13 protein-coding genes are annotated in these 18,096 nt (G+C 73.4%); 12 read left to right on the top strand and 1 reads right to left on the bottom strand.

Features of this window, described 5'->3' with window-relative positions; all coding sequences use genetic code 11:
- Positions 1–29 precede the first annotated feature (29 nt).
- From IE118_RS12895 to IE118_RS12885, 3 genes are read left to right on the top strand one after another with little or no spacing between them, the layout of a single operon-like run.
- Positions 30–1,016 carry a carbohydrate ABC transporter permease gene (locus tag IE118_RS12895; protein WP_189557944.1) on the top strand — a complete coding sequence of 329 codons (987 nt, stop codon included), beginning with the start codon at positions 30–32 and terminating at the stop codon, positions 1,014–1,016.
- Positions 1,013–1,846 (top strand): carbohydrate ABC transporter permease, encoded by an 834-nt coding sequence (locus tag IE118_RS12890; protein WP_189557943.1) that lies wholly within the window; start codon positions 1,013–1,015, stop codon positions 1,844–1,846. The genes IE118_RS12895 and IE118_RS12890 overlap by 4 nt, the downstream gene beginning before the upstream one ends.
- A 9-nt stretch (positions 1,847–1,855) precedes the next feature.
- The gene (locus IE118_RS12885; RefSeq protein WP_189557942.1) at positions 1,856–3,346 is read left to right on the top strand and encodes a glycoside hydrolase family 3 protein; all 1,491 of its coding nucleotides are present in this window, start codon (positions 1,856–1,858) and stop codon (positions 3,344–3,346) included.
- A 27-nt stretch (positions 3,347–3,373) separates the two neighbouring features.
- Here the strand turns inward: IE118_RS12885 and IE118_RS12880 are convergent, their stop codons facing one another.
- Positions 3,374–3,964, bottom strand: a complete 591-nt coding sequence (locus IE118_RS12880; RefSeq protein WP_189557941.1) for a YdeI/OmpD-associated family protein — start codon at positions 3,962–3,964, stop codon at positions 3,374–3,376.
- Positions 3,965–4,147: 183 nt separating this feature from the next.
- Here IE118_RS12880 and IE118_RS12875 point away from each other — a divergent pair, with 183 nt between their 5' ends.
- From IE118_RS12875 to fxsT, 9 genes are all read left to right on the top strand, one after another.
- Complete coding sequence (locus tag IE118_RS12875; RefSeq protein ID WP_189557940.1) at positions 4,148–4,543, top strand: cell division protein SepF; 396 nt, start codon at positions 4,148–4,150, stop codon at positions 4,541–4,543.
- Positions 4,544–4,677: 134 nt separating this feature from the next.
- The gene (locus IE118_RS12870; RefSeq protein ID WP_189557939.1) at positions 4,678–5,043 is read left to right on the top strand and encodes a nucleotide pyrophosphohydrolase; all 366 of its coding nucleotides are present in this window, start codon (positions 4,678–4,680) and stop codon (positions 5,041–5,043) included.
- Between the two features lie 200 nt (positions 5,044–5,243).
- Positions 5,244–5,714 carry a DUF6099 family protein gene (locus tag IE118_RS12865; RefSeq protein ID WP_189557938.1) on the top strand — a complete coding sequence of 157 codons (471 nt, stop codon included), beginning with the start codon at positions 5,244–5,246 and terminating at the stop codon, positions 5,712–5,714.
- Positions 5,715–5,833: 119 nt separating this feature from the next.
- Positions 5,834–6,757, top strand: coding sequence for an LLM class F420-dependent oxidoreductase (locus IE118_RS12860; RefSeq protein WP_189557937.1), 924 nt, complete (start codon positions 5,834–5,836; stop codon positions 6,755–6,757).
- A gap of 163 nt (positions 6,758–6,920) precedes the next feature.
- Positions 6,921–8,384, top strand: a complete 1,464-nt coding sequence (locus IE118_RS12855) for a 3' terminal RNA ribose 2'-O-methyltransferase Hen1 (RefSeq protein ID WP_189557936.1) — start codon at positions 6,921–6,923, stop codon at positions 8,382–8,384.
- A complete protein-coding gene (locus IE118_RS12850; protein WP_189557935.1) occupies positions 8,381–10,948 on the top strand; it encodes a polynucleotide kinase-phosphatase in 2,568 nt (855 codons plus the stop codon). The genes IE118_RS12855 and IE118_RS12850 overlap by 4 nt, the downstream gene beginning before the upstream one ends.
- A gap of 150 nt (positions 10,949–11,098) precedes the next feature.
- Complete coding sequence (locus IE118_RS12845; protein ID WP_189557934.1) at positions 11,099–12,640, top strand: VMAP-C domain-containing protein; 1,542 nt, start codon at positions 11,099–11,101, stop codon at positions 12,638–12,640.
- A complete protein-coding gene (locus IE118_RS12840; RefSeq protein WP_189557933.1) occupies positions 12,640–13,704 on the top strand; it encodes a MoxR family ATPase in 1,065 nt (354 codons plus the stop codon). The genes IE118_RS12845 and IE118_RS12840 overlap by 1 nt, the downstream gene beginning before the upstream one ends.
- A complete protein-coding gene (gene fxsT / locus IE118_RS12835) occupies positions 13,704–18,011 on the top strand; it encodes an FxSxx-COOH system tetratricopeptide repeat protein (protein WP_189557932.1) in 4,308 nt (1,435 codons plus the stop codon). Before IE118_RS12840 ends, fxsT begins: the two co-directional genes overlap by 1 nt.
- Positions 18,012–18,096 lie beyond the last annotated feature (85 nt).

The following is an 18,096-nucleotide window of genomic DNA, read 5'->3' as shown; positions in this document are numbered from 1 at the left end:
TCAGCACGCCGAGAAGAGAGATCGCGAGCATGACCGTGCAGACCGAACGGCCGCCTTCCGGCCCGGCGGACGTCCGCAAGGCGGACGACACAGGACCCGGCAGGCCGAAACCGAGAGCCGCGTCGCGCGCCGGCGCGCTCGCCCCCTACCTCCTGCTGCTGCCCGCCTGCGCGGCCACCGTGCTGCTGCTCGGCTGGCCGCTGCTGAAGGACCTGCTGCTGTCGTTCCAGAACCTCAACATGGCGCAGCTGATCCAGCACGTCACGGAGTGGAACGGCTTCGACAACTACAAGGAGGTCCTCACCGGCGAGGACTTCTGGCGGGTCACCCTCCGCTCCATCCTGTTCACGGCGGTCAACGTCGTCCTGACGATGGTCCTGGGCGCCCTGACCGGTCTGCTGCTCGCCCGCCTCGGCAAGCGGATGCGGCTGACCCTGCTGATCGGCCTGGTGCTGGCCTGGGCCATGCCCGTGGTCGCCGCCACCACCGTGTACCAGTGGCTCTTCGCGCAGCGGTTCGGTGTCGTCAACTGGGTCCTGGACAAACTCGGCTGGCACTCCATGGCCGACTACAGCTGGACCAGCAGCCAGATGTCGACGTTCTTCGTCGTGACCCTGCTGATCGTCTGGATGTCCGTCCCGTTCGTCGCGATCAACCTCTACGCGGCGACCACCACCATCCCCGGCGAACTGTACGAGGCCGCCGCCCTGGACGGCGCCGGCGCCTGGCGCAGCTTCACCACGGTCACCCTGCCGTTCCTGCGGCCGTTCCTCTACGCGACGACGTTCCTGGAGATCATCTGGATCTTCAAGGCGTTCGTCCAGGTCTTCACCTTCAACGGCGGAGGCCCCGACCGGCTCACCGAGATCCTGCCGGTCTACGCCTACGTCGAGGGCGTCGGCAACCAGCACTACGGCATGGGCGCGGCGATCGCCGTCCTGACCATCCTGATCATGCTCGGCCTGACCGCCTACTACCTCAGGATCGTGCTCAAGCAAGAGGAGGACGAGCTGTGAAGCGCTCGCTCTTCGGCCGCGTGTGGCCCAACGCCACGGCCGTCGTCGTGTTCATCGCCTGCGTCTTCCCCGTGTACTGGATGTTCGCCACGGCCCTGAAGCCGACCGGCGACATCATCGCGGAGAACCCGGTGTGGTTCCCCACGAACATCACGTTCGAGCACTTCAGGACCGCGACGGACGCCGACCACTTCTGGACCTACGTCCGCAACTCGCTGACCGTCACCGGCCTGGCCGTCGTGTTCTCGCTGCTCATCGCGCTGGCCGGCTCCTTCGCCCTGGCCCGCATGCGGTTCAAGGGGCGGCGCGGCTTCGTCATCGGCTTCATGCTGGCCCAGATGGCGCCCTGGGAGGTCATGGTCATCGCGATCTACATGATCGTGCGGGACGCCTCCATGCTGAACAGCCTGGTGCCGCTCACGGCCTTCTACATGATGATGATCCTGCCCTTCACCATCCTGACGCTCCGCGGCTTCGTCGCCGCCGTGCCGAAGGAGCTGGAGGAGTCGGCGATGGTCGACGGCTGCACCCGCGCCCAGGCGTTCCGCCGGGTCATCCTGCCGCTGCTCGCGCCGGGTCTGATGTCCACCTCCATGTTCGGCTTCATCACCGCGTGGAACGAGTTCCCCCTCGTCCTGGTGCTCAGCAAGGAATCCGGCGGTGCGCAGACCCTGCCGCTGTGGCTGTCCAGCTTCCAGACCCAGTTCGGCAACGACTGGGGTGCCACGATGGCCGCCTCGTCGCTCTTCGCCATCCCGATCCTGATCCTCTTCGTCTTCCTGCAGCGCAGGGCCGTCAGCGGTCTCACCGCGGGCGCCGTGAAGGGATAACGCCACCCGATGACGACATTCACCACCGGCACCGACACCCTCACCCGGGACGCGCTCGCCGTGCTCCAGCCGGGCTTCGCCGGCACCACCGCGCCCGACTGGGTACGCCGCCGGCTCGGCGAGGGCCTCGCCTCCGTCGCCCTCTTCGGCCGCAACGTCGCCACCGCCGAGCAGGTCACCGCCCTCACCGCGCAACTGCGGGCCGAGCGGGACGACCTGCTGGTGGCCATCGACGAGGAGAGCGGCGACGTCACCCGCCTGGAGGTGCGCACCGGTTCCTCCTTCCCCGGCAACCACGCTCTGGGCGCGGTCGACGACACGGACCTGACCCGGGGCGTCGCCCGCGAACTGGGCCGCCGGCTCGCCGAGTGCGGGGTCAACTTCAACTGGGCCCCCTCCGCCGACGTCAACGCCGACCCCGACAACCCGGTGATCGGCGTGCGCTCCTTCGGCCGGGACACCGCCCTGGTCGCCCGGCACACCGCCGCCTACGTGGAGGGCCTGCAGTCCACCGGCGTCGCCGCGTGCACCAAGCACTTCCCCGGCCACGGCGACACGAGCGTCGACTCCCACCACGCGCTGCCGCAGATCGACCTCGACTCCACCACGCTGCACGAGCGCGAACTGCAGCCGTTCCGGGCCGCGATCGCGGCCGGCACGCGTGCCGTCATGAGCGCCCACATCCGGGTGCCGGTCCTCGACCCGGACCGCCCGGCCACACTGTCCCGGCGCATCCTCACCGACCTGCTGCGCGGCGAACTCGGCTACGACGGCCTGATCGTCACCGACGGCATGGAGATGCGCGCCGTCTCCGGTACCTACGGCCTCGAACACGGGGTCGTCCTGGCCATCGCCGCCGGCGCCGACGCGATCTGCGTGGGCGGCGGGCTGTGCGACGAGGACACGGTGCGGAACCTGCAGAACGCGCTGGTGAGCGCCGTACGCTCCGGTGAGCTGCCGGAGGAGCGGCTCGCCGACGCGGCCGCCCGGGTGCGCGCGCTCGCCGAGTGGACCGCCGGTGTGCGGCGGTCCCCCGCGGCGACCGCCGACCCCCGGCCGGAGATCGGCCTGACGGCGGCCCGCCGCGCGGTGACCGTGACCCGGTCCGCGGACCCGGCGCCGGTCACCGGACCGGTGTACGTGGCCACCTTCAACCCGGCCCCGAACATCGCCGTGGGCGACGAGACCCCGTGGGGTGTCGGCGAGGAACTGGAGCGGCTGCTGCCCGGCACCCTCACCGGTCACTTCACCGGCCCCGGCGCGGGCGAGGCGGCACTGAAGGCGGCGGCGGGCCTGCGCGTCGTCGCCGTGGTCCGCGACGAGCACCGGCACCCGTGGATGCGCACGGCCGTCGACACCCTGCTCGCCGCCGACCCGCGGACCGTGGTGGTCGAGATGGGCGTACCGCAGTCCGCCCCGCGCGGCGCCCCGCACATCGCCACCCACGGCGCGGCACGCGTCTGCGGCGTCGCGGCGGCCGAGGCGGTCGTCGCGGGCTGATCCGCGCCGGCCGCCGCCCGCCACCGCTCAGGGGTGGGGCTTCCTGCCCTCGGCGAGCACGGCGACGAACCTCTCGATCGGGGCCGCGCGGGTCCGCGGCCGCTTCGCCTCCCCGACCCGGTGCAGGATCGCGTAACGGTTGCGGCTGTCGAGGGTGCCGGAGAACGCGGCGGCGCCGGGCACCGCGTCCGGCGCGGCCCGCGGATCGTCCGGCACCGTCGCCCTGCTCCGGCTCGCGTACGCGGCCTCCCAGCGGCCGTCCGCCCGCGCCCTCTCCACCTCGCGCAGGCCGGGCGGCCGCACGCGTCCCCGGGCGATCAGGTCGAGGGCCTTCCGCCGGTTGACCGCCGACCACCTGCTGCGCGGGCGGCGCGGAGTGAAGCGCCGGAGCCGGTGGGTGCCGGCCGGCTCCTTCTCGTGGCCGTCGATCCAGCCGTGGCACAGCGCCGACTCCGGCGCGGTCGCGTAGTCGGTCCCGGCGATCCCGGACCCCTTGCGCGGGATCTTCACCCACACCCCGCCGGCGTCCTCGTGGTGCTCCTCCGGGTACGCCTCCCGGTCCTCCCGGATCCCGAAGGCGCGCACCGGCCCCGCCACACCCTCCGTGTCACCAGTCATGTGTGCATGCGACATGCTGGGCGGGACCGGGTCAACGCGGCTGCGACGCAGGGGAGTCGGGTTCCCTCGCGTGGGTGCGGGAGGGGGTGCGGTGCGATGGCGGAGCGTGTCGTATTCGGCCGATCGGGTGACCATGAGTAAGAATTGCCCGATGCAGAAAGCCAGCGCGACAGGGGATGGAGCATGCCGGTGAGCAGCCACGACGTCACCGACGAGCAGTGGGAGGGGCTCGCCCAGGTCGTTCCGCTGCGGGGCCGCGACGCGTGGCCGTCCGCGGTGGGCCACCGCGCGCTGCCCGAGGCCGAGACGGAGGCGCGGCGCCGCTTCGTCGTCCTGCGCGTGAACGTGTTCGCGGACGCCCGCGACGTCGCCGAGACCCTGATGTCCGGCATACCCGTGCTGCTCGACCTGACCAGCGCGGAACCCGACGTCGCCAAACGCGTCCTGGACTTCAGCACGGGTGTCGTCTTCGGCCTGGCGAGCGGGATGCACCGCGTCGACCGCAACGTCTTCCTGCTGACCCCGTCCGGCACGGAGGTCACGGGGCTGATGGAGGGGATGGGCCTCCCGGGCACCTGACCGACCAGGGGCCCTCGCGGGGCACACGGTCCGGCGGCGCGGAGGTGCCGGCGCATCCGCCCGGCCGGAGCGGTGGGCGGGGTCTCCCCGGCCGGCCGCCGGGGCGGGCGGGACGACGGTGGTACACCTGGACCGTGACTGATCCGCACGACGACGACGCCCCGCGCCCGCCCGGTCTCACGGAACTCCGGCACCGCCTGGCCGCGTTCGCGGCCGCCCGCGACTGGCAGCCCTACCACACCCCGAAAAACCTCGCCGCCGCACTCAGCGTGGAGGCCTCCGAACTCCTGGAGATCTTCCAGTGGCTGACGCCCGAGGAGTCCGCCCGGGTCATGGACGACCCCGGCACCGCGCACCGCGTCACCGACGAGGTCGCCGACGTCCTCGCCTACCTCCTCCAGTTCTGCGAGGTCCTCGGCGTCGATCCGCTGGCCGCCCTGGAGGCGAAGATCGACCGGAACGAGCTCAGGTTCCCGGCCGGGAAGCCGCCCGGCACGTAGGGAAGCTCCCCGCACGTAGGGAGCCGCCGGCTCCGTTTTCACTCTCCGTATACGAAAAGCGGGTCGCGATCGAATTGTTGTCCGCAGATTTCGGTCTTCCTCTGGCTTTTTGTCTCACGCCCCCTCACTCTGGGTAGTGAACAGGAGAGAGCGACGGATGCGGACGCGTGGGCAGCGCGTCGGACAGACGGGGGCAGCGCATGGACGCTGTGCGGCTCATCGTGACAAGCAGAAGGGCGCTGGCCGCGAGCGGCGGCGTGCCGGAGATGCTGGCCGAGGTGTGGCAGGCGCAGGCCCTGGCACAGGCGATGGGCAGCCGGCTCGCGGTCCTCGGACCACCCGAACTGCGCGGAGAGGCCCTGGGGCTGACCGAGCTGGCGGGCCGCGGCTGCGGCGTGCTGGACGCCCCGGAGATCGCCCCGGAGGAACTGCGCGCGGCCCAGCTGACCGAACTGGGTGACGCCCGTCAGGCGCTGCTGTGCCTGGGCGGACTGCTCGGCGAGGTCGGCATCGCCCTGGTCGGCATCGCCTGCTCCGTGGACGACGAGGCGACGTACTGGCAGTGCATGGAGGCCATCGACGCGGCCGACGAGTCGCGCGACCGCGTCGTGGAGATGCTGCGCAGGCTGGCCGACCGCGAGGAGGCCCTGCCGGTGCGGGAGGCCGGCTGAACACACCGCCTCCCGCACCCGCCGGGCCCCGCCCGGTACCACCCGTTCGCGGGTCCGGGGCGGGGCGCGCCGGAGGGCCGGCGGAGCCGTCCCCGGCCGGGAACGTGCAGGATGGAGACATGGATCTCCGCATCTTCACCGAGCCCCAGCAGGGGGCCACCTACGACACCTTGCTCACCGTCGCCAAGGCCACCGAGGACCTCGGCTTCGACGCGTTCTTCCGCTCGGACCACTACCTCAGCATGGGCTCCGGCGACGGGCTGCCCGGCCCGACCGACGCCTGGATCACCCTCGCCGGACTCGCCCGCGAGACCAGGCGCATCCGGCTCGGCACCCTGATGACGGCCGGCACCTTCCGCCTCCCCGGCGTGCTCGCCATCCAGGTCGCCCAGGTGGACCAGATGTCCGGCGGCCGCATCGAACTCGGCCTGGGCGCGGGCTGGTTCGAGGAGGAGCACAAGGCGTACGGCATTCCCTTCCCGAAGGAGAAGTTCGGCCGCCTCGAGGAACAGCTGGAGATCGTCACCGGACTGTGGGCCACCGAGCCCGGCAAGACCTTCGACCACCACGGCACCTACTACGACCTCACCGGGTCCCCCGCGCTGCCCAAGCCCGCCCAGGCCAGGGTGCCGGTGCTCATCGGCGGCCACGGCGCGACCCGCACCCCCCGCCTGGCGGCCCGGTACGCGGACGAGTTCAACATGCCCTTCGCCTCCGTGGAGGACACCGCCCGCCAGTTCGGCCGGGTCCGTGACGCCGCCCGGGAGGCCGGCCGCGACCCGGACGACCTCGTCTACTCCAACGCCCTCGTCGTCTGCGTCGGCAAGGACGACCGGGAGGTCGCCCGCCGCGCCGCCGCCATCGGCCGCGAGGTCGGCGAACTCAAGGCCAACGGCCTGGCGGGCTCCCCGGCCGAGGTCGTCGACAAGATCGGCCGCTACGCCGGGACCGGCTCCCGGCGCATCTACCTCCAGGTCCTCGACCTGTCCGACCTCGACCACCTGGAACTGATCTCCACCCAGGTGGGCTCCCAGCTGTCGTAACGCCCCCGCCCGGCGAACGGGTCCGCCCCCGCCCGGCGGCGGACCCGCGCGACCGGGCTCGAAATTCCGTGCGACCTCGCGACACCTTCCCTGTACGTTGAGCGCACGCGCCGGAATCCCGGCGCGTATCCGCAGTTCAGAAGGTGTTCGAGGTGTAACCACCGTGTTCCTGACGATCAGTACCACCGGCTCCGCCGAGAGCCCGGCGACCGACCTCGGTTTCCTGCTGCACAAGCATCCCGAGAAGGCGCAGGCGTTCTCCACCTCCTACGGCACGGCACACGTCCTCTACCCCGAGGCCGACGCCGAGCGCTGCACGGCGGCACTGCTGCTGGAGGTGGACGCGGTGGCACTGGTCCGGCGCGGCAAGGGCAAGGGCCGCGGCGGCGCACCCGACGCCGCCCTCGCGCAGTACGTCAACGACCGCCCCTACGCGGCCTCCTCGCTCCTCGCCGTCGCGCTGAGCGGCGTCTTCTCCAGCGCCATGCGCGGCGTCTGCAACGCCCGCCCGCACCTCCCGGCGCAGCCGCGCCCGCTGCGCGTCGAGATCCCCGCGCTGCCCGCGCGCGGCGGACCCGGGCTCGTCGGCCGGCTCTTCGCACCGCTCGGCTGGACGGTCACCGCCGAACCCGTGCCGCTGGACACCGAGTTCCCGCAGTGGGGCGACTCGCGCTACGTGAGTTTGCGCCTGGAGGCGGACACGCTGACCCTCGCCGAGGCCCTGCGCCACCTCTACGTCCTGCTCCCCGTCCTCGACGACGCCAAGCACTACTGGGTCGCCTCCGACGAGGTCGACAAGCTGCTGCGGGCCGGCGAGGGCTGGCTCCCCGGACACCCGGAACAGCAGCTGATCACCAGCCGCTACCTCTCCCGCCGCTGGTCACTGACCCGGCAGGCCAGGGAGCGCCTGGAACTGGTCCGGCTGGCGGAGGCGGACGACAGCGACGTCGAGGCCATCGACAACGCCGTCGGGGCGGAGACCGAGCAGGAGGAGCGGCCGACCCCGCTCGCCGTGCAGCGCCGCGAGGCGATCCTCACCGCGCTCCGCTCCTGCGGCGCCGCCCGGGTGCTGGACCTCGGCTGCGGACAGGGCCAGCTGGTGCAGCAGCTGCTGAAGGACCCCTCGTTCACCGAGATCGCCGGCGTGGACGTGTCGGTGCGGGCCCTCACCATCGCCTCCCGGCGGCTGAGACTGGACCGCATGGGGGAGCGGCAGTCCGCGCGCGTCAGCCTCTTCCAGGGCTCCCTCGCCTACACCGACAAGAGGCTCAAGGGCTACGACGCCGCCGTGCTCAGCGAGGTGATCGAGCACCTCGACCCGCCCAGGCTGCCCGCCCTGGAGTACGCCGTGTTCGGCGCCGCGCGCCCCGGCACGGTTCTCGTGACCACCCCGAACGTCGAGTACAACGTGCGCTGGGAGAGCCTCCCGGCCGGCCACGTCCGGCACGGTGACCACCGCTTCGAGTGGACCCGCGCCGAGTTCCGGGCCTGGGCGCGGAAGGTCGCCGAACGGCACGGCTACACCGTGGAGTTCGTGCCCGTGGGACCGGACGACCCCGAGGTCGGTCCGCCCACCCAGATGGCCGTGTTCCGCACCGGGTCCGCGAAGGAGGAGAAGGCCGCATGACCACCACCGACACCACCACCGCCGACGCCACCGAGGGCGCTCGCGCCCTGCCCGTCACCGACCTCTCCCTCGTCGTGCTGATCGGCGCCTCCGGCTCCGGCAAGTCCACCTTCGCCCGGCGGCACTTCAAGCCGACCGAGGTCATCTCCTCCGACTTCTGCCGCGGCCTGGTCGCCGACGACGAGAACGACCAGAGCGCCTCCCGCGACGCCTTCGACGTGCTGCACTACATCGCCGGCAAGCGCCTCGCCGCCGGCCGCCGCACCGTCGTCGACGCCACCAGCGTCCAGCAGGACGCCCGGCGGCAGCTCGTCGACCTGGCCAAGCGGCACGACGTGCTGCCCATCGCCATCGTCCTCGACGTGCCCGAGCAGGTGTGCGCCGAACGCAACGCGGCCCGCACCGACCGCGCCGACATGCCGCGCCGGGTCATCCAGCGGCACACCCGCGAACTGCGCCGCTCCCTGCGCCACCTGGAGCGCGAGGGCTTCCGCAAGGTGCACGTGCTGCGCGGCGTGGAGGAGGTCGAGCGGGCCGTCGTCGTCACCGAGAAGCGGTACAACGACCTCACCCACCTCACCGGGCCCTTCGACATCATCGGCGACGTCCACGGCTGCTCCGCCGAACTGGAGGCGCTGCTCGGCAAGCTGGGGTACGCCGACGGCGTCCACCCCGAGGGCCGCACCGCCGTCTTCGTCGGCGACCTCGTCGACCGCGGCCCCGACAGCCCCGCCGTGCTGCGCCGCGTGATGACCATGGTGAAGTCGGGCAACGCCCTCTGCGTGCCCGGGAACCACGAGAACAAGTTCGGCCGCCACCTCAAGGGCCGGAACGTCCAGCACACCCACGGACTCGCCGAGACCGTCGCCCAGATGGACGCGGAGAGCGAGGAGTTCCGCGCCGAGGTACGGCAGTTCATCGACGGCCTGGTCAGCCACTACGTCCTCGACGGGGGCAGGCTCGTGGTCTGCCACGCCGGACTGCCGGAGAAGTACCACGGCCGCACCTCCGGCCGGGTCCGCAGCCACGCCCTGTACGGCGACACCACCGGCGAGACCGACGAGTTCGGCCTGCCCGTGCGCTACCCGTGGGCCGAGGACTACCGCGGCCGGGCCGCCGTCGTCTACGGCCACACCCCCGTCCCCGAGGCGACCTGGCTCAACAACACCATCTGCCTGGACACCGGCGCGGTCTTCGGCGGCAAGCTCACCGCCCTGCGCTGGCCGGAGCGTGAACTGGTCGACGTACCCGCCGAGCGGGTCTGGTACGAGCCGGCCCGCCCGCTGCGCACCGAGGCCCCCGGCGGCCACGAGGGACGCCCCCTGGACCTGGCGGACGTGCACGGCCGCCGTGTCGTCGAGACCCGGCACACCGGCCGGGTGTCCGTCCGCGAGGAGAACGCGGCGGCCGCCCTGGAGGTGATGAGCCGCTTCGCGATCGACCCGCGGCTGCTGCCGTACCTCCCGCCGACGATGGCACCCACCGCCACCTCGCACCTCGACGGTTACCTCGAACACCCGGTGGAGGCCTTCGCCCAGTACGAGCGGGACGGCGTCACCCGCGTCGTGTGCGAGGAGAAGCACATGGGCTCGCGCGCGGTCGCCCTGGTCTGCCGCGACGCCGACGTCGCCGCCCGGCGCTTCGGCGTCGCCGGCGGCGAGACCGGCTCCCTCTACACCCGTACCGGCCGGCCCTTCTTCGACGACGCGTCCGTCACGGAGGAGATCCTCGCCCGGCTGCGCACCGCCGTCACCGAGGCCGGTCTGTGGGAAGAACTCGACACCGACTGGCTGCTGCTGGACGCCGAGCTGATGCCGTGGTCCCTCAAGGCGTCCGGCCTGCTCCGCTCGCAGTACGCCGCGGTCGGCGCCGCCTCCGGCGCGGTCTTCCCGGGCGCCCTGACCGCCCTGGAGAGCGCGGCGGCCCGCGGGGTGGAGGTAGGGGACCTGCTGGACCGGCAGCGCGAACGCGCGGCCTCCGCCGCGGCGTTCACCGACGCCTACCGCCGTTACTGCTGGACCACCGACGGTCTGGACGGGGTGCGCCTGGCGCCCTTCCAGCTCCTCGCCGTCCAGGGCCGCAGCCTGGCCGCCCTGCCGCACGACCGGCAGCTCGCCCTCATCGACCGCATGACCGAGCACGACGCCACCGGACTGCTCCGCACCACCCGCCGCCTCCACGTCGACACCACCGATCCCGAGTCGGTGCGGGCCGGCGTCGACTGGTGGCTGGAGATGACCGGACGCGGCGGCGAGGGCATGGTCGTCAAGCCGGTCGACGCGCTGGTCCGCGACGCCTCGGGCCGCCTGGTGCAGCCCGGCATCAAGTGCCGGGGCCGCGAGTACCTGCGCATCATCTACGGCCCCGAATACACCCGCCCGGAGAACCTGGCCCGGCTGCGCGGCCGCTTCCTCAACCACAAGCGCTCCCTCGCGATCCGCGAGTACGCGCTCGGCCTGGAGGCACTGGACCGCCTGGCCGAGGGCGAACCGCTGTGGCGCGTCCACGAGCCGGTCTTCGCCGTCCTGGCCCTGGAGTCGGAACCGGTCGACCCCAGGCTGTGACCGGCGGGCGAGGTACCGGGCCCGGCCCGCGAAGGGCCGCCCGGTGCCCGCCGGGACCGGGGCCGGGTGGGTCGAGGTCCCTTGGTTCACGGCAGTTCGCGTGCTAGCTTCGCTGGTCCGTCAGGTGAACCGGCTCACGGGGGAAGGTCGGTGGAGACAGCGTCGGAATCAGGCGGGACGGGACGCGCGCCGGCCAGGGATCTGCTGTTCCGTCTGACCGAGGCACTCTGCGGGCTGAGTTGCCTCGAGGACCAGGCCGGGCGCACGTACTTCGCCGGAATGCTGGGCGAGGAGCTCAACCGGCACGTGGACCTGCGCGGCACCAAACTGCGGGAGGACGCCGTGGCCCTGGTGCGCGCGGCGTTGAGCGTGCAGGCGGGGGAGCGGGTGCTCGTCGACGTCGTGCGCGTCTTCGAAGGGGTCGCCGCCGCGAGCGTGTTCGAGGAACTGATCGGTCCCGGCGACCCGCAGTCCGACGTGCTGCCGGGCCCCCTCGACCAGCAGGACCTGGACACCGCCTCCGCGCTGCTGCGCACCGTGCGGGGCACGCTCCCGGCCGGGGCGCTGCGCGACGCGCTGGCCGGCGACCTGCACCTCGACCCGCCGCCCGGCCTGTCACCGGCCCAGCTCCTCACCTACGCCACGGAGCTGAACGCACAGCCGGACGGCCTGCCGCCCGCGGTCCTCCTGATCGACCTCGCCGCGGAGCTGACCTCGTCCCCTGACCGGCGGCTCGCCCTGTCCGCCTGGGTGACCGGCTGGGCCCGGCGGGCCGGTCTGCTGACCGCGCTGGAGCACCGGCGGGCCGAGCGGGCCGCCGCGAGCACGGTGGACCCGGCGATCCCGCGCTGTCTGGTGGTGGCCGTGGAGCCGGCCCGCGACGGTTCGGACGACATCGTCGTGCGTCCGTGGCTGAACACCGTCCCCGGCCGCTGGCAGCCACGGGCCGCCGAACCGGAGACGACGAGTCTGCACCGCCTCGGCCGGGCCGTCGAGCGCGCCCTGCGGCAGGTCGTACGGCTGTCGCCCACGGCGCATCCCCCGGTCCCCCCGACAGCCGGACAGCCGCCGCCCTACGTGGAGTTCGTGCTCCCCTACGACCTGCTCAACCACGACATGGCCGGGCTCACCGTCCGATCGGCGGACGGCAGGCCCCAGCCCCTCGGACTGAAGTACGGCGTCCACCTGCGCAGCCTGGAACGGATGCGGGCCGACGACCTGATGGTCAGGGCGCAGTGGCTGGAGCGGTGGGAGACGCTGCGCACCCGGGGGGTCGCGGTCCACGGCTGGCGCACGGCGGACCGTACCGGAGCGGACGCCTGGCAGGCGCGGCTGGCCTCGGAACCCAGCCGCACCGCCGCGGTGCTCGACGCCCCGGACGGGGGCGCGGCGACCGACGCGGTGAAGGCCGCCATCGCCGAGGGCATCGGGCTCGCCGTCTGGGACCGCCGCGGCGAGTTCAGCGAGGAGCGCCGCGAAGTGGTGACCGCGGTGTTCTCCGCCGTGCCCACGCCCACCCAGATACCGGTCGCCATCCACCGGCTGCGGCGCACGGCCGGCCTCGACGTGGCCGGACCCCTGCTCCTGGGGCGGCACATCGCCTTCCTCTGGGACGACCCCCACCGGCTGGTCGACATCCAGACCGCCGCCGACTACGGCTTCGACGACCACGACAGCGAGGAGACCTGGTGATGAGCGGGCCGGAAGCCACCGACGGCACCGACTGGCGCGTGTTCCGGGCGACGGGCCGCGCCCCGGGCGGGCCGCCGCCCCGGCTGCCCGAGCCCCCGCCCTGGCGGCGGTTCGGCGGCACCCTGCTCCAGCCCGCGCCGCCCGACGACCCCGAGGCCGCGCTGCGCCGGCTGGGACCCGGCGACCACGTCCCGCAGCTCGGCCCGGAACAGATCGACACGGTCAACGCCGCCCTGCTGCTGCGCCGCCCCCTGCTGATCACCGGATCGCCCGGCATCGGCAAGTCCACCCTCGCCTACCTGCTCTCCCGGGAACTCGGACTGGGCAGGGTCCTGCAGTGGAACATCGTCAGCCGCACGGCGCTGCGCGACGGCCTGTACGCCTACGACGCCATCGGACGGGCCCAGGCCATCGCGGCGTGGCAGGCCGTGGAGCAGCGCACCCCGGCGGAACGGACGCCCGCCGCCGGCCGGGACGAGGACCGGCGTCCGCCGGCCCTGGGGGACTTCGTCACCCTCGGGCCGCTGGGCACGGCGCTCCTCCCGTACGAGCGCCCCCGGGTCCTCCTCGTCGACGAGCTGGACAAGAGCGACATCGACCTGCCCAACGACCTCCTCCACGTCCTGGAGAACGGCAGCTACGACGTCCCCGAACTGGTGCGTGACCCGGCCGGTTCGGCCCGGGTGCACACCGACGACCCCGGCCGCTCGGCACGGGTGGACGCGGGGCGGGTGGAGTGCCGTGAGTTCCCCGTGGTGCTGATCACCAGCAACGGCGAGCGCGAGTTCCCGGCCGCCTTCCGCAGGCGGTGTCTGCCGCTGGAGATGCAGGCCCCCACGCGCGAGCAGCTCCTGGCCATCGTGTCGGGGCACCTGGGGAGTCTGCCGCCGGACGCGGAGGCCATGGTCGACGTGTTCCTGCACAAGGTGCGGGAGGGAGGCACGCACTCGCTCGACCAGCTGCTGAACGCGGCACGGCTGACCACGGTCGACGGCTTCCGGACCGACGGGGAGGGCCGGAGACTGATCGAGACACTGCTGCGCGACCTCGCCAAGGGCCGCTGATGAGCGGGTCGCCCGGGGAGGGCGCACCCGGCGCCGGGCCCGGCCGTCCGGGGACGGGACCCGCCCCTCCCCCCGACGACGCCGACGGCGTGTACGTCCCGCACTGGCAGGAGCTGGCCGACGCCGTCTGGCTGGCCGCGTACCGGTCGCGGGCGGGTGAGGGCCCCGCGCTGTCCGTGACCGACCCGGACGGGGAGCACCGGCCGGCCCGGGACGCACCGCCGCCCGGCGCCCCCGCGACCGGTCCCGAGCGGCCCGGGACGCCGGAGGACGGGTCCGGCGCCGCCCCGGTGACCCTGCCCGTGCCCGACCCCGAGGGGACGGGCCGGATACGGCTCAACCCGCCCGCCCTGCCGGACCCCGGCAGACCCGCACCCGTCTCCGGCCGCCGCTCGGCCCGTCTGGCGGTCGCCCTGCACCGGCTGGCGCGCCGTGTGCCCTCCCGCACCGCGGCGGAGCTCGACGAGGAGGTCACGGCGGAGCGCGGGATCACCGACGGCCTGTGGCTGCCCTGGTTCCGGCCAGCCCACGTCCGGGCGTTCGACCTGGTCCTCCTCGTCGACGACGCCCCCACCATGGCCGTCTGGCACGAGGAGGCGGCGAGCCTGGCCGCGGCCGCCGAACACAGCGGCGCGTTCCGGGGGGTGCGGACCGTGGCCCTGACCCTTCCCCGGTCCGGCCCCGCCTCGCTGCGCTGGAGCGGGGCACGGACCCCGGCCCGCATCGGCGAGCTCCTGGACGGCAGGAGGGACCGCCTCTTCGTCGTCGTCACCGACGGCCTCGCCCACGGCTGGGCCCGTCCCGCCGCGGACGCGCTGCTCGACCGGCTGGGACGCGCCGGACCCACGGCCGTGACGCACCTGCTGCCGCCCCACATGCGGCACCGCTCCTCGCTCCGCCCGCACCCCGCCGTCCTCGAGGCCGGCGGCCCGGGCGCGGCCAACGACCGCGTCGCCCTGCGGCCACCGCCCCAGGGCCCCGACCCGATGCGTCCCCTGCCGTCCGCGGGCGACGACGTCCCGCCCGTGCCCGTGCTGTCCCTGAAACCCCGGTCGATCTCCGCCTGGGCCGCGCTCGTCACGGGGGAGAAGGGGGTGCGCCGGGCCCTGCCCGTCGTCCTGCCGGGAACCCTCGCGCGGGGCGCGCCGGCACCCGGGCTGCGCGCTCCGCGGTCGCCGCGCGCGGCCGCGGCGGCGGTCCACCGCTTCCTGTCGCTGACCACCCCGGTCGCCCGGCGGCTCGCCACCCGGCTGGCCGCGGTCCCCTTCGAGTTCGACCTGGTGGAGCAGGTGCGCCGCAGGACCGTCCCGGAGGCCGGACCCGAGCACCTGGCGGAGATCCTGATGGGCGGCCTGATCGACTGGGGCGACGACGGCCGGGGCCGGCCCGAGTTCGCCGAGGGGGCCCGGGAGGCACTCCTCGCCACCACGACCCGCGGCCAACTGGCCAGGACCGTCTCGATCCTGGGCGACCTGCCGGCCGCGGGAGCCCACGGCGTGGCCCTGCGCGCCGCCCTGCGGGACCCGGCGGGAGCCGGTCTGCCCGACGCGTCCGCCGGGGGATGGCAGCAGTCGGAACTCGCCGTCATGCGGGCGCTGTCCGGGCCCTACGCCGAGCGTGCCCGCCGGATCGCGGCGGACCTGGAGCCGGCGGCCGGCACCGCCGGCGACGACCGGCCCGCGTCCGGCAGCTCCGGTGGCGAGGCGCCGGACCGGGCAACATCCGCATACACGGACTCGGTGACCTCGCGACCGTCCGGTGACGACACGGAGGCAAGGCCAGGCATGCAGACGACCTCGACGAGCGGGCCCGCCCTGCTGGTGAACGTGCCGCTGCGCAACACGTCGTTCGTGGGCCGCACGGCCCTGTTGCGGGCGGTCGAGGAGCAGCTCGAGGAGCAGGACACGGCGGCGGTGCTCCCGAACGCCCTGTACGGGCTGGGCGGCGTCGGCAAGTCCCAGCTGGTCCTCGAGTACATCTACCGGCACCAGTACGACTACAACGTGATCTGCTGGATCCCCGCCGAACGCGAGACCCTCATCCTGACGGCACTCACCTCCCTCGCGACGGCCCTGGGGGTGACACCGGCCGGTCAGGAGTCGATGGGGTCCCCGGCGGCGGCCACGGCCGTGCCGGCCGCCCTGGAGGCGTTACGCACCGGTGTCCCGCACGAGAAGTGGCTCCTCGTCTTCGACAACGCCGAGGACGTCGACGTGGCCCGCCGGTACTTCCCCACCAACGGGCCGGGCAAGGTCATCGTCACGTCCCGCAACCGCGCCTGGGAACGGGTCGCGACCCCGCTGCCGGTCAACGTCTTCGAACGCGACGAGTCCGTCGAGCTGCTCCGCAAGCGGTCACCCGACCTCTCCACCGAGGACGCCGACCGTCTCGCCGAGGCCCTCGGCGACCTGCCCCTCGCGGTCGAACAGGCGGGCGCCTGGCGCGCGGTCACCGGCATGCTCGTCGACGAGTACCTCGACCTGCTGGCCCGCCGCAGCCCCGAGATCCTCGAACTCGACCCCGCCCCCGACTACCCGGTCTCCGTGGCCGCCGCCTGGGACATCTCGCTGGAACGGATCCAGGAGAACAACCCCGGCGCCCGTCAGCTCCTCGACATCTGCGCCGGCATGGCCCCCGAACCCATCCCCAGGTCCATCCTGCGGGGCAGCCGCGGCATCAGCATCACCCCCGAGGTCGACCCGCTGCTGCGCGAGTCGATCAGGATGAACCGCGCGATCCGCGACCTCAGCCAGTTCTCCCTGATCAAGGTGGACCCCCGGTCCGACACCCTCCAGATGCACCGCCTGCTGCAGACGGTGCTCCTCGCCAAACTCGGTCCCGAACAGCGCACACACATGCGGGAAGCCGCCCACCAGCTGCTGTCCGCCGCCCCGCTCGGCCACTTCGCCTCGTCGCGGGAATGGCCCGCCTACCAGGCGCTGCTGCCGCACCTGCTCACCTCCCAGGCGTTCACCAGCTCCGACACCTATGTGCGGCAGCTCATCTCCGACACGGTGTTCTTCCTCTACTACTGGGGAAGTCACGACGGCGCCGCGGACCTCGCACGGCAGGCCTGGACCGCCTGGCTCGCCGAGTCCGGCGAGGAGGACATCCACGTCATCCGCATGGCGAAGACGCTCGCCTTCACCCTGCTCCAGGTCGGCCAGATCGAGGAGGCCATCCGGCTGGACGAGAGGGCCCTGGAGGTCTCCCGGCGCATCGACGCGGACCCCGAGGACCTCGTCGACTCGCTGTGCGCCATGGCCGACGCCCGTCGCTACCAGGGACGGTTCACGGAGGCCCGGGACCTCAGCCGGGAGGCCACCGACCTGGCGCGCACCCTGTTCGGGCCGGACGACCCGATCACCCTGCGCGCCACCCACAGCCTGACCGTCGACCTCCGGCTGTGCGGGCAGTTCACCGAGGCGCTGCCGCTGGACCAGGAGAACGCCCGGCTGCGCGAGCTCATGTTCGGGACGGCCAGCTTCCTCACCCTGAACAGCCTCAACGCGCTCTGCATGGACATGCGGGAGAGCGGTGACTACCCCGGCGCCCGGGACTTCCAGGAGGACGTCCTCGTCCGCGCCCGCGCCGCGCTCGGCGAGGACAACCCGCTGACGCTGCGCATCGCCCGCAACCTCGCCGTCGGCCGCCGCCGCGACGGGGCCCTGCACGAGGCCCTGGCCCTGTCCGAGGACACCCTGCGCCGCTTCGTGACGCGGTACGGCCGCCGGCACGCCGATTCGCTGTCCACGGCGGCCAACCTCGCCGTCGACCTGCGTCTCGCCGGGGACCTCGAACGCTCCCGCGAGCTGGGGGAGGAGACCGCCCGGCGCTATGCGGCCCGGCTCGGGGAGGACCACGCGTACACGCTCCAGACCAGGGCCAACCTGGCCGCCACCCTGCGCGCCCTGGGCGACCTGGACGCCGCACAGGACATGGAGGACACGGCGGCCCGGCGCATGGCGGCCACACTCGGACCCCGGCACGTGATGACGCTGACCGTGGCGATCGGGCAGGCCAACACGGCCTACGCGCGCCTGGACTTCGAACAGGCCCAGCGCAAGGACGGGGCCAACCTGGCGCTGCTCGCCGCCGCCGTCGGGCAGGAGCACCCGCTGACCCTGGCCTGCACCGCGAATCTCGCCCTCGACCTGCGCGGCCTGGCCCGGGGACCGGAGGCCGACGAGGCGCAGCGCACGGCGGTCGCGGGATTCACCCGGGTGGTCCGCCCGGACCACCCCTGGCTCGTCGCGGCCCGTCTGCACCGCCGTATCGAGTGCGACCTGGCGCCCATGCCGCTGTAGGCCGAGCGGGTCGGAACGTGTCGACGGCACCGGCGAGTTAGTGCCCCGGTCCGCCGGTGGTGATCGAGTAGCGTGAGCGGGCGAA

The sequence above is a fragment of the Streptomyces pilosus genome, assembly GCF_014649835.1.
GTDB classification, from domain to species: domain Bacteria; phylum Actinomycetota; class Actinomycetes; order Streptomycetales; family Streptomycetaceae; genus Streptomyces; species Streptomyces pilosus.
Note: the sequence above shows the minus strand (reverse complement) of the source record. Positions and strands in the feature narration are given on the sequence as shown.